Genomic DNA, 13,567 nt, shown 5'->3' with positions numbered 1-13,567 from the left:
GGCTTTTTCTTTATAAAAGGAGTCAACGTGACCACTATTCCTCAACAATCACTCGATTTTCTCAAGGCCTCTGCGCCTTTTGACCAGTTGTCTGATGATGAGATCCTGCGGTTAGCCAAACACGTGACCGTTGCTTACGTAAGTGATGATAATAGCGAGAACATCGCCAGCATTGGAAAACAGAAAAAAGGCTGTTTGTTTTTAATCAGTAGCGGTCAATTTTCGGTTAAAGACTCAGACAGCGCCGAGCAGCACCTGAGTGAAGGTGATTATTTCGCTGTGAACAACTTGCTCAATCATCTCAATCATCCAATTACAATCAACGTTGATAGTCCTGGTCTCGTGTATTGCATCGATTCGTTGGGGATTGATACGGTGATTAAAAACAACCCAGCCATTGCGCATTTTTTTCAAACCTATCACTCACAGCAATTGCATAACGAAGCCGTGGCAGATTCAAAATCAATGTGGCTACATAAGCCCATTAGTGAAGTCATTGGCAAAAAAGTTGTGAGTACAGACGTCAGCACAAGTGTTCTAAACGGCGTGCAGCATATGTCTCAGGCCTGTGTGTCCTCGTTGTTGATTACAGAAAATGATAAGTTGGTGGGCATTATAACCGACAGGGATATTCGCAATCGCATAGTAGCTGCGCAGCTGAATACCGAAGTGGCGGTAAGCCAAATCATGACCTCACAGCCCACAAGCATCACTCAAAATCGCACATTATTTGATGCACTGTGCATGATGACCGAAGACAACATCCACCATTTACCGGTAGTCGACCGCTTTACCCAAAAACCTTTAGGCATGTTGACGGCGAGTGACATGATCAGGCATCAACGGGGTAACGTGTTATTTTTGATAGACGAGCTAGCTAAAGCGCAAAACCTTTATGAATTAACCCGTTTGAGTTGGCAGTTGCCACATTATTTTTCTAAACATGCAAAGCGTTTAGGAGATTTTGATGTCGCAGGCAAAGTACTCTCCCAAGCCACCGACATTATGACGCGAAAATTGATCACCTTTTTTCAGCAACAAAACGGTAACTCGCCTTTTGATTTTTGTTGGTTGGTTTATGGCTCTCAAGCTAGAGAAGATCAGACCATGGGCTCTGACCAGGACAATGGGATGTTACTGGCACAACAACCCAATGAACACGAAGCCCAATATTTTGCGGAAATGGCACAATATGTCTGCCAGGGATTAGGTAAATGTGGGATTAAATTGTGTGATGGCAACATCATGGCGTCCAACCCAGAATTGCGAATGTCTGTCGACGATGCCATAAACGAGACGAAAAAATGGGTTCACCAACCGACAACCGATGCCATTTTGCATTTCAATATCTTTTTAGATGCCCGTGCCGTGGCGGGGAATCGTGGATTGTTTGATGCCCTACAACAGGCAAGAGAGCCCTTATTAAAACAACCGATTTTTCTCTCTGCCTTGGCGCGCCATGCCGCTGAGGACGCTGTACCCTTGTCACTATTTCAAAAGTTTATGTTTAAAAAAGGTCACAGCCCAGAAGACTGCATCGATCTAAAAGTGAATGCCATTGCCATTATCAACAACTTAGTGCGGATCTATGCCCTCGCCAAGGGGTTGAAGATGCCTTCCACTCTTGGTCGCTTAGACAACCTGACAGAAGATTCTCTCTTGACAGTTAAAGATGGCAAAAACCTTCGGGATATCTGGTTGTTCCTTAACCGGTTACGATGGCGTCATCAACTCACCAACAATGTGACCGACAACTATGTGTCCATCAGTGATTTGTCTTCCATAGAAAAACACCAGCTAAAGGCAGCGTTTAAATCGATTCGCACCGCACAGCAAGGCATTTCAATGAAATTTGCTGGAGGAATGGGCTAACAGTGGGCCAGATACTAAGCACTATCAAGCATTGGTTGTTTCCCAACTTGGCGATCCCCGAGCACGTCAGGCAAAAACCTTGGAGTCAGATCCCGTTTTTAGCAATAGATTTGGAATTGACCTCTCTTGATGCCAACGAATCGAATATATTGTCGATAGGTTGGGTGGAAGGCAAAGCCTGCCAGATGCCGCTAGAAACCTGCTACTACAAAGTGATAAAAACCCAGGCTTCATTGAACCAAAGCCCGGTTATTCATGGTTTGCTTGATGAACATATATCCCAAGGGGAACCAGTGCGAATGGCATTACAGGACCTGCTAGGCTATGCACAGACCCATGTTTGGGTTTTTCACAATACATCCTTGGATATGTCAGTCTTGTGTAAAGTATTCAAAAAACTGAAGCTTGAAACGCCTACACTGGTCACCTTAGACACTCTGCAAATGGCGCTTTATCAACTCAAAAAATCCCATGATGTGCCAGCACCCAATGCTGCGACTTTAACTTCATGTCGTCAGCGTCACAATTTGCCCTTGGCCCCCGCACATAATGCCCTTGATGATGCCGTCGCTACAATGGAATTGCTCTTTGCTCAGCTGCGACAATTTGATCCCAAAGGGCAAGAGCCACTTAGCGCTTTGACCGTGACAGGCGGACTAAAGGTGTTTACCCCAGCAAACGCGATGTGATAAAGCGCGTAAAATAGATTTGTTCATATCAGCGTTTATTTTTTCACCATGAGCGATTACTCTGGTATTGAAAAAATAATAAAAGAGAAATGCTGTGAATACATCGATACGAAGTTTCGTTACTGTAATTGTACTTTCCTACGTCGTTTTTTTAATGGGATGCACAACGGAAACACCCAGCCCTCTTTCTTCTCAAAAGGCCGCTTCACAAAAAGCGGCTTCAGAAAAGGCGTCGGCCGCAGTAGATGCATCTCAAGATGAACGGTTAAACGCTTTTTTTGAACAGATATTCGAGCGGGACATTGCCAACAGTCCTAATCGCCAGACATTTCTAGGGCTAAAGACTGACAGACAAGGTGAATGGACCGATATTTCTGATGATTATGCCAGTCAACAATTGGCGATCAGAAAAGCAGACTTGGCCGTTTTGACCAGCGATTTTGACTATCCAACGCTAAGTGAAGAGAGTCAGTTAAGTTACGATATTTTCAAATTCAACCTTGAACAATCCATTGAAAATGCCCAGTTCCGAAGACACTTTTATGTTGTTGATCAATTCCGTGGACAGTTTACTGGCCCCTTAAGTTTGTTACAGAACAACCACAAAATTGACACCCAACAAGATGCTATCGACTACATCTCGCGTATCCAAGGGCTAGAAGGGTTGATGAACGAAATGGTCAAGCAATCAAAAGATCGCGAAGCCTTTGGTGTGATTGTGCCGAAATTCGCCTTTCAGGCGATGATTGCTGACATCACAAGCATTATCGAACAATCCCCGTTGAAAGATGATTTTTCGCAAAAAGTTTCCCAGCTGGATATTTCTGACGATGAAAAAAACGCTTTGATCAATCAAGCAAACGAAGCAATCGAAGGCGCATTCAAGCGCGGTTACCGTGCATTGTTGAATGAGGTCACTCGTTTATCCAAAGTGCAAGACAAAACACAGGGCGTATGGGCATTGCCTGATGGCGAAAAATTCTATCAAAACCGCATCAGGCACCACACTAACCTTGAACTCAGCGCTGAACATATTCATGATTTTGGTCAAGCAGACGTAGAGCGTATTCACCAAGAAATGCGAGAAATTATGCAAAAGGTGGAGTTTGAGGGCTCACTTCAAGACTTTTTCGCCTTTGTGCGCAACGATCCAAATAATTTTTATCCCAACAACGACGCAGGGCGTGAAGCATTTTTAGACGATGCACGCAATGAAACCGCAGAGATATTTAAGGTTGCACCTCAGTTTTTCAAACGCTTGCCTAAAGCTGAATTAGACGTTCGCCGTGTGGAGCCATGGCGTGAAAACTCGACCAGCATTGCATTTTATAATCGCCCATCTATGGATGGCAGCCGTCCGGGTATTTATTACGCCAATTTAGCAGACATGACAGGCGTGCAAAAATATGTGTTCAAGGCCATAACTTTTCATGAAGGTGTGCCAGGTCATCACTTCCAATTGGCGATGGCGCAAGAGTTAAAAGGCGTACCAAACTTTAGACGCTTTGGCGGCGGCAGCGCCTACGTAGAGGGTTGGGCTCTGTATGCAGAAAAACTTGCCAAAGAGATGGGCTTTTACACTGATCCCCTGCATGACTTTGGTCGACTACAAAACGAACTTTGGCGCTCGGTGCGATTAGTCACCGATACCGGAATTCACGCAAAAAAATGGACTCGTGAGCAGACCATCGAATACTTCGTCAAAAATACGCCTTTATCTGAGCAAGACATTGTCACCGAAGTAGAACGTTATTTTGTCAATCCGGGTCAGGCACTAGGATATAAAATGGGGATGGAAAAAATCCTCGAATTGCGCGGCAAAGCCCAATCTGAATTGGAAAGTAAGTTTGATATTCGAGAGTTTCATGACGCAGTGCTTAGTAAAGGCCCGATGCCTCTGCCGATATTAGCTGAACAAATCGGTCGATACATTGCTGCGAGCAAGTAGCTTTTTTAATGTCTAAGACGCTAGGGTAACCACATGCAGAAAATTCTCACGATTAAAAATAAATTGTTGTCGGTCAGAGGCGAAATGTTGTTCTTAAACGAGGCTGATCGTGAGATTTATTCTGCCAAGGGTGAATTTTCGTTCATTAACCCAACTTGGACACTGCTCAAAGGGCAGCATGAAATAGCACGGATCAAACGCAAGTTATGGTCTTGGTCGAGCAAATATATGCTGGAAACCAAACAAACTAGCTTTGAACTGAAACGCAAAAGCTGGTCTTGGACACGCAAGTATTTAGTGTTAGGTGGCTATTTTAATGGAGCGGTGATCACCGGCGGATTCTGGGATACTAGCTTTGAGATTGTGCATCGGGGGAAGATCATCGTCAAAGGGGATAACGAGCTATTAAGCCTTCGCGACACCTGTCACGTTACTTTTTACGATGATAATCAGCTAGATGACCTTGCAGCAATACTCGTAGCCATGCGATTAGACAAGAAGTCTGATGATAGTGGTGGCGCGGCAGGCGGGGGAGATTAAAAAAGTCACCCCTGATCCTGTTGCCGCTTCGACGCGGCATTCCTCTCACATTGCAGTATACCTGTAAGCAAATGTAACAAGGTTACCGTTTATCCCAGAGATCGGTTTAATCAGCGTTTCTACCTTGGTGTTATGGCAATTGCCTTTTAGGATCAGTCCAGATCAATTGCTCAAAGCCGTTATGAATATCACACGCCAATCTACCAAAAACCCAGCTGCCATTTTAGTTATTGCCGCGCTTATCATGCTGTTTGGCGTGATGTCGATGTTAAAATTGCCGATTCAGCTCACCCCCGATATTGAACAACCTCAAATTTCCATAGGCACTGGGTGGCGCTCCGCCGCGCCTGAAGAAATTGAGTCTGTGATCATTGAACCGATTGAAAATGTGGTGAAAAACACCCGTGGTGTCACTGATGTGACTACTAACATTCAGCGAGGTTTTGGCAATATCACCTTAACCTTTGATGTTGGCGCTGACATGCAGCGCGCTATGTTGGACGTTCTCAACAACTTAAATCAGGCGCCACCACTCCCCCTAGATGCATTCGAGCCTGTGGTGTCTGCTGGCGGAGGCCGAGGTGGCCCTAATGCCGCGTCGTTGCTAGTCCGTCCACTGCCAGGCAGTGACATAACCAGCCTGGCAAATTACCAGAATCTGATTGAGGATGTTGTCGAACCTCGTTTAGCCAGAATAAGTGGCGTAGGACAGGTTAATCTCAACAGTCAACGTCCTCGTGAATTACGTATCGTCTTTGACCCATACAAAACGGCTTCGTTAGGCATACCTATTAGCCAAATCAGCTCAACTATTGCTCGCGCCAGTGATGTATCCGGCGGCTTTGCTGATGTAGGTCGTCGTCAATATACCGTTCGTTTTGCCGGTCAATATGACGTGTCGAGTTTGGAAGACATGATCATCGCCTACAGTGGTCAACGTCCGATTTATCTACGCGATGTAGCCACGGTTGAAAACACTTTGGTCGATCGTTTTGGTTTTACGCTGCGAAATGGTGCACCTGGCTACTACATCACTATCACACGGGGAAATGAAGCCAATACGGTGGTGTTGCTCGACGATATCAATCAAGCCATAAAAGAACTCAATGAAGGGCCATTGCTCGATGCGGGACTAATGATTGATTTGAGTTTTGATTCGTCGGTGCACATTCGTAACGCGCTAGTGTTGGTTAAAAGTAATTTGGGGTTAGGGGTGCTTTTGGCATTGGGGATCCTTTGGATGTTTATCCGCGGCTGGAAAGCTACTTTGATCATCGCGCTAACTATCCCCTTATCGATCATGGTGGCTTTTTTAGCTCTGAATTTACTTGGGCGCAGCCTTAACGTGATCTCCTTAGCAGGTTTAGCCTTTTCAGTCGGTCTAGTGCTGGATGCGGCGATCATTGTGCAAGAGAATATATTACGTTATCGCGCGCAAGGCATGGACAGTAAAAAAGCCGTGGTAAAAGGCGCTGTGCAAGTTACCGGGGCCTTGTTTGCGTCGACCGCCACCAGTGTTGCAATCTTTTTGCCGATCTTGTTTATGCAAGGCATTGAAGGACAGCTGTTTTCTGACCTGGCTTTGACCTTGTCTATTGCTGTGATTGCATCCATGGTCACTGCTATTACCATCTTGCCTTTGGCCAGCCATTACCTTCTTAAGAATCAACCGACCCTTGATCCGTTTAAAGCTTATTGGCTAAAACTTACTGACGGTATTTTGAAGCTGACCAATACATCAATCAGCCGGATCGCTTGGGTAGTTGGCCTTATTGGTGCCTCTGCCATTATTACTGCAACCTTATTACCTCGCACTGACTTCATGCCCCGCGCGCCCATTGATGGCTTTTTCTTTAGTTTGAATGTGCCACCAGGAGGCAATATTCAGTTTTTGGATGATGAGCTAGCCGCACGGGTGAAAAAACGTATTGAACCTTACATGAGCGGTGAGAAATTACCCAAGGTGAAAAGTTATAACTTTTACAGTTACGGGCCAAACGCCACAGGAGGCTTTATTTATTCAGACGACCCACAGCGGGTTGAAGAGCTGATGGAAGTGGCGCGCAACGAAATACTTAATGGACTACCCGACACCCAGGTCTTTTTATTCCGTGGTTCAATGATTAACGTATCTGGCGGTGGCAACGGTCGAAGCATCGATTTAAACCTGCAAGGCCCAGACATGCTTGGCTTGATGGCAGCTGCGCAAATCGGTATGCAGGCCATTCAAACCAATATGCCGGGCACCAGCGCGCAGCCAGTTCCTGGACTGTCATTGGCGGAGCCTGAATTGCAATTGTTACCGGATGATCGACGGATCACTCAAGCGGGACTGGATCGCATGGATGTGGCCAACGCTGTGCGGGCTTTTACTGGTGGTTTATTTGTTTCTGAATACTTTGATGGCAATAATCGCATGAACGTGATCTTACGTGCCAATCGTTGGGAATCGCCCGACGAGCTTTCTTCAATGCCAATGTATACGCCTCTTGCAGGCTTGCAAACCGTGGGTGAATTGACCGATGTGGTGCGCACCGTTGGCCCAACACAGCTAAGACGCATCGATGGTAAACGTACGGTAAGTCTAATTATTCGTCCGCCGGGCACCATGTCGTTAGAAGAAGCCATGGAACTGATTGAGCAAAACGTTATCCCGCAAATCGAAGCGGCCTTGCCTGCCAATTCAAGTTTGCAGTTATCAGGTAATGCTAATCGCATGAACAATGCGATCACCGACATGCTGACTAACTTCGCCTTGGCCTTGCTGATCCTGTTCTTACTTATGACCGCACTCTTTAAATCTGCCAAAGACAGTTTACTCGTGTTAACCGTGATGCCAATGGCCGTAGCGGGGGGAGTCGTGGCTTTGTGGATATTGAATCTGTTTAGTTTCCAATCACTCGATTTGCTGACCATGATTGGCTTCATTATTTTACTCGGCTTGGTGGTAAACAATGCCATATTGCTGGTGGATCAAACCCGTAGCGCTGAGCGTGAAGGGCTGACCAGAAAAGAAGCTGTCAAACAAGCGATTTTGATCCGCGCACGACCGGTGTACATGAGCACACTCACCAGTTTATTTGGCATGCTGCCACTGATGCTGGTGCCTGGTGTCGGCTCTGAAATCTATCGCGGATTGGCCACAGTTATTGTTGGAGGCATGGCTATCAGTGCCATCTTTACGCTTATTTTGCTGCCAGCACTTTTACGCATGGGCGAAACACGCTCCGACACACACACATTAAATGAGACTAACCAGGACAGCGGTCAATCTGATCTGCTCCTGGTGAATAAATAAAGCAGGATGACAAAGATGAATTTACGCCGCTTTTCAACGCCATTATTGAGCGCTCTTTTTGTTGGCATGATGTCAACATCAAGCATGGCGCAACAGCCTCCCGAAGTTGCCAGCCCTGTGCAAGTCGATGAAGTAAAAGAGACTTTGTTTGCCCCGACGCTTGAAGTCGTGGGGACCATTTACAGTCGTCACAATGTCAGATTGACCGCTGGTGTTGCCGGGCGCTTGGATTATTCTGCAGAGCCGGGCACCTATGTGCGCAAAGATCAGGAAGTTGCTCGCATCGACCAACTGAGTTTACGTTTGCAACAAGCAGAGCAAAAAGCGCAGATCAAACGAGCGCAAATCAATCAGTCTTACCTTAAACGTGAAGTTGACAGGCTTATCGACCTACGCAAAACCAACAGTGCGTCGGCATTTGAAGTGGATCAAATGAAATCTCAGCATGAACTAGCGAGTGCCGATTTAGAAATTGCTCAACTGCGATTGCAACAAATTGATGATCAACTTAGCCGTACCATTATTCGAGCGCCATTTGATGGTGTGGTGTCTGAGCGTTTGCGTGAAGCCGGAGGCGAAGTCAATCGAAGTGAAGCGCTTCTGAGCATGATCGACACGCAAAACCTAGAAGGCCGCATTTTGGTGCCGGTTAAATATCTCGCTTATGTGCGAGACCTGGCAACGGTGAACGTAAGCATTGAAGATCAGCACGTACAGGCACCGATCAAGGCGATAATCCCTTCCACAGACATGCTCTCCCAATCCTTTGAATTGCGCGTGAGCTTGCCGGTTACTGAGCAGGATGCCTGGACATCTGGCCAACTGATCAAAGCCAGTTTACCGGTGCAGCGCCCGAGTCAGCGATTGACCGTGCATCGTGACGCATTGATTCTTCGTCAAGATGGTACATACGTTGTCGTTGTCGATGAACAAAACAAAGCCAAACGTGAAAAAGTCGAAGTGGGTGAAGGACAGGCACAATGGATAAGCGTGCAAAGTGTTAATCTGCGCAATGGAGACAAAGTTGTCACCCGCGGAGCAGAACGCCTTCGAGATGGCCAAACAGTAGAAATTGCTAATCCTACTGCCTAAATAAATCTAAAAAAGGGGTCTGAGTTAGAGGTAACTTAAGGATAATTTAATTCCGCGTTGGGTTAACTTGAAGGAGGTTTATCCACTACGCTTCTTGTGAAATTGAATCACTACTACCAAGTGTTGAAGAACATAAAGAAAGAGGAACAACCTGTTCCTCTTTCTTTATGGAATTTTTAATATCGACTATTTAATCCAATACATCATGTCTGACGTTGCAAACAATATTTCGATGTTGGAAGATTCGTCGAGGCGCACTTTTAAACCTTGGTGACTTGGCGTGCCAATTAATGCTGGGCTGCTCCATATGATATGACCGTCTGTATTGAATTTTTTAATTTGAAAATCAGCCTGATAATCATACATGTCGCCAGTACTAGTCACGATAAACAGGTCTTGATTAGCGGTTTTACTTGGGTCGACAGCAAAGTCTGTAATCCGGCTAAGCGAATTTATGGCGGAGCGTTTCACCTCAGTAAATTCATCAACACCTAAGTCGAAGATTACAAGTGATTGAGGCGTTTCACTATATTGATATTGATCGTCTTGTATACATGCCAGTTCAATATCAGCATCTGAATCAGCGTTAATCAATTCCATTCTAATACAAGTTTGTGAGATTACCGCTTGCTCAGAGAATACCGAACCGTTGGTTGCTAGTAAGAAAAGTCGTTCGCCTGCTGACACTATGACCAACGCAGTATCACCTATTCTGACAGGTGTAAAATCATGGATCGCAGAATCAAACGTGTATGTGCTGATCACCAATTGATTTTCAATATCGATAGCTTTTATTTCGCTGCTGTCCGAATAAATGGCATCATCGAATCCATCGCCATTCAAATCATAAGCCTTAATGAGCCCAATAGTGCTATTAAAATCACCATCGATTTGCCAATGAACACTGCCATCTGAAAGCTGAAGCGCGCTTAATGCGCCGTCGTAAGTGTCGGTAGAAGGAACAAAAATATCTCCCATACCATCATTGTTAAAATCTGTTGCTACTGCTGAACGACTTCCATCCCAATTGGAAGAAATTGGATCGCTTAAAGTGAAATCTCCTATTTCATCCATAACTAGGTAGCGACTGCCATCATATCCATTCTCTGTTGAGGGTATGAAGAATATAGCGTTCTCTTCAATTTGTGAAACCACAGCCCATCCAGCATTAGAATATGAGTCTAACTGCACCTGCCTTTCGCCTTTGAGTGTGGCTGAATTTGGCGTGACATCAACACTAACAAACATATTCGCCCCTGAGTGAGACGTGCCGCTCCCCCAATGCAACTCGATGTTGCCATCGTTATCAGAATCTCCGGAAACCAATGACGTCGCACTATGATCTTGAGAATCGATTTGCCATATTTGACTAAATGAATTATTGACTAATTTGTACGCTGTGACATTGCCCCACTGACAGTCTCCAACGATAATCTCATCTTCACCATCGTTATTGATATCATCTGAATGCAGAGTACAAGTATTAAAATTGTCCATGCTGTCTAACTGTGAGCGGTTTACTGCAGAATAAGCAGCGATATTTCCCCAAATGTCCGCACCAATAATTTCAGCAATGCCATCGCCGTTGTAATCGCCTGCGGTAACCAGTGAACTGCCAAATGCAGTGCCGCTGAACCACTGGTTTTCCCATGTCGTTACGTCGTAGACCAGACCGTTGTTGATTACTAGCTCTAGGCTTACATCTTCATCCACATCTGCAAAGACAAGCTGTTCTGCCGAGTCGACGGATGTCTCGAATAACAAAGATTCGGGTTGATCTGCAGAAAATACAACTAAAGATTTTTCATCGTATTGATAATCACTGTCACTTTGTAGAACGGCTATTTCTGGTACGCCATCGTTATTAACATCGGCAACGGCAATGAAATGCAAATAAGAATCAGTTGAATACAAGTTACTCGCCGGCTTGTCTAACCCATCGATCAATTCGATTCCATTGCTCGTCAGAACAAGGATTTCATGTTCTTGGTCATTGTCGAGGTTAACAGACACGACTTGATTTATTTGACCTGAGGATACTAGCGCATAAGGATAGACCCATTTTTGGACGTATTTTCCATCACGATATTCGAGCAAAAATACACTTTTATTATTATCCGTAGACAGTATTTCATTTAAACCATCACCATCAAAATCAGCCACCGACATCGACTTACCTCGGTATGGCACTTCCATACCAGATCTCGCCAGCGGCAAGCTATTTTCGGATACAACAGAAACGGGAATAACAGTAATATCAGTTACTGAGCCGTCTTCGTGAGGAATACCAAAAGTAAACTCATAATTTTGAATATTGAATAAAAACTCTGTTGGAACATTCCAAGTTACCAAACCGTCTTCGTCAATAGAAACTCCTGAAGGCGAAGAGATCAATGAACTGGCGGTCGACAATTCACCGACATCTGGATCCGAAACAGATGCGACAAACTGTACAGCATCCCCTGGACGAATGTTGCTAGGTAAATTGGTTATAGCAATTTCTGCGGGCGCATCCTGCAAAGTAATAAAGGTGCGATAACTTTCCACGCTTGTCGCACCATCGAATACCACCATTGAGACTTCAAGTTCGTCTCCAAAAACCGCAATATGAGCGGGAAGTACGTTACTAAATTGTTCGGCGATTTGCTCGCCATTTAAATACCACCTGTAACTAACATCCAAATCCTCTAAAGCCGTATCAGGATCCGAAATATAACCTTCTGAAACCATAACCGGTGTCGTTGTGTTGAGGGTTTCAGTATATTCAAGGTACGGGCTGGAAATATTTGGTGGCAAAGAAAGTAGAGTCAAGGCGACCAATGTCTTAGTTTCAGTGCCATAAGATAAATCATCAAGATTAATATAATAGGCCCCAACGTCGAACTGCTCATCACCATTTGTATCTTCTACATATTTGACTTCTGAGTAGCCATTTTCAAATTCAAATGCAACGGCTTTGTTCCCAAGCAAATTGACTGTACCTTCTCCAAAATACGGGGGGAAACCTGCGACGTCATCTAAGTCGAACTGTATTCTCCCTTCATCTTTTACATATAAATTTCCAGATAATTCCAATGAGAAGTTTTGGAAGCCGTCTACTAATGCCAGATCAGCTTCCAACAATAGTTGTTCATTTCCAATGGTAAACAAAACGTGTTGAATACTATTTAACTGATATTGATCAGAGTTTGGACTAAATGTACTTTTCAGTTCCGAATAACCGTTGAGACGAATTTGCTGGCCGTTTAATTGCCATGCTAGGTTGTCGTAATAATAAATAATATCGGCGTTATTTTCCGATATCTCATTTATAGTTAGCGCAGCCTTGCCACTCACAGCAACGTTATTATTAGGTTGTTTACAGTTACTGTAAGTAACTGATAAATTGCCCTTAAGGTTGACATCTAGAGTGCCGGAGTATTGAGCGCTCCCACCAAAAAAGCATGAAAAAGTAATGTTGACGTTTCCACTTACGTCTCTTTGACCAACAAAATCTTCTTCTCCAATAATAGGTAACTCGGTTGTTACATCATTAAAAAGATAGGTGAAAACTTGCCTGGCCAACTCGGAGTCCATGTTTGCCATCGTTCGCAATCCAGAATAACGACTGGTTGCTAAACTTGTAGCTGCCGTTTTAAGCTGGGTGACAGAATACGCCTGTGCATCAGCGATCATTTCGGTCGGTGTTGGCGGAGACGGTGGTTGCACGGGTGGATTGGTTACAGTGCCGCCCGAATCGGAGCCACCACCGCCACCACAACCGGCAAGTAAGGAAAATAAAACAAGTACAGAAAAACGAGAGAGGTACATCACAATTCATCCCTAAATTTAAAAATTAGCAAATCCAAACGCGCTAATGTATTTACTAAACAAATCACATTGCGCTCTAATCGGTCGCATTTTAAGCGAATCGAGATTAAAAAACTATTAGTTTTGTAAGTGCTGTTAGTAGCAATTTCAGTATTTACTTATAAAACATCTACAAGCCATACAACCCGATTGACTCTTTTTCTCAATGCAGTTGACACGTATCAAAGAAAAATTGATATGCCAACAATATTCCCTAACTCATTAATAATCAGACTGCGTTACTTGATCAACTCGCCGGGATACTGCAGCCATCGCCCC

General features: G+C 44.7%; 7 protein-coding genes. 6 read left to right on the top strand and 1 reads right to left on the bottom strand.

Annotation, left to right across the window (positions count from 1 at the left end; translation table 11 throughout):
* Positions 1 to 27: 27 nt before the first annotated feature.
* The 6 genes from FM019_RS09510 (at position 28) to FM019_RS09485 (ending at position 9,439) form a co-directional block, all read left to right on the top strand.
* Positions 28 to 1,872, top strand: a complete 1,845-nt coding sequence (locus FM019_RS09510; RefSeq protein WP_143835672.1) for a DUF294 nucleotidyltransferase-like domain-containing protein — start codon at positions 28 to 30, stop codon at positions 1,870 to 1,872.
* 2 nt (positions 1,873 to 1,874) lie between these two features.
* Entirely contained in the window at positions 1,875 to 2,561 is a 687-nt protein-coding gene (locus FM019_RS09505; RefSeq protein WP_260681587.1) for a 3'-5' exonuclease, read from the top strand.
* 94 nt (positions 2,562 to 2,655) lie between these two features.
* The gene (locus tag FM019_RS09500) at positions 2,656 to 4,509 is read left to right on the top strand and encodes a DUF885 family protein (RefSeq protein WP_143835671.1); all 1,854 of its coding nucleotides are present in this window, start codon (positions 2,656 to 2,658) and stop codon (positions 4,507 to 4,509) included.
* 33 nt (positions 4,510 to 4,542) lie between these two features.
* A complete protein-coding gene (locus tag FM019_RS09495) occupies positions 4,543 to 5,049 on the top strand; it encodes a hypothetical protein (protein WP_143835670.1) in 507 nt (168 codons plus the stop codon).
* A gap of 181 nt (positions 5,050 to 5,230) precedes the next feature.
* Positions 5,231 to 8,347 carry an efflux RND transporter permease subunit gene (locus tag FM019_RS09490; RefSeq protein WP_143835669.1) on the top strand — a complete coding sequence of 1,039 codons (3,117 nt, stop codon included), beginning with the start codon at positions 5,231 to 5,233 and terminating at the stop codon, positions 8,345 to 8,347.
* Between the two features lie 15 nt (positions 8,348 to 8,362).
* On the top strand, positions 8,363 to 9,439 hold the full coding sequence (locus tag FM019_RS09485; RefSeq protein WP_185969240.1) for an efflux RND transporter periplasmic adaptor subunit: 1,077 nt from the start codon (positions 8,363 to 8,365) through the stop codon (positions 9,437 to 9,439).
* A gap of 186 nt (positions 9,440 to 9,625) precedes the next feature.
* On the opposite strand, the gene FM019_RS09480 is transcribed toward FM019_RS09485, so the two are convergent.
* Positions 9,626 to 13,252 (bottom strand): FG-GAP repeat domain-containing protein, encoded by a 3,627-nt coding sequence (locus tag FM019_RS09480; protein ID WP_143835667.1) that lies wholly within the window; start codon positions 13,250 to 13,252, stop codon positions 9,626 to 9,628.
* Between the last annotated feature and the right edge of the window lie 315 nt (positions 13,253 to 13,567).

It is taken from the genome of Aliiglaciecola sp. M165, from assembly GCF_007197995.1.
Taxonomy (GTDB): Bacteria; Pseudomonadota; Gammaproteobacteria; order Enterobacterales; family Alteromonadaceae; genus Aliiglaciecola.
The sequence above is the reverse complement of the archived record's forward strand: the minus strand, read 5'-3'. Positions and strand labels throughout refer to the sequence as shown.

Excerpts from the sequence above, each read along its gene's own strand:
- FM019_RS09485 (WP_185969240.1), top strand. The coding sequence starts at position 8,363 with ATGAATTTACGCCGCTTTTCAACGCCATTATTGAGCGCTCTTTTTGTT.
- FM019_RS09490 (WP_143835669.1), top strand. The coding sequence starts at position 5,231 with ATGAATATCACACGCCAATCTACCAAAAACCCAGCTGCCATTTTAGTT.
- FM019_RS09495 (WP_143835670.1), top strand. The coding sequence starts at position 4,543 with ATGCAGAAAATTCTCACGATTAAAAATAAATTGTTGTCGGTCAGAGGC.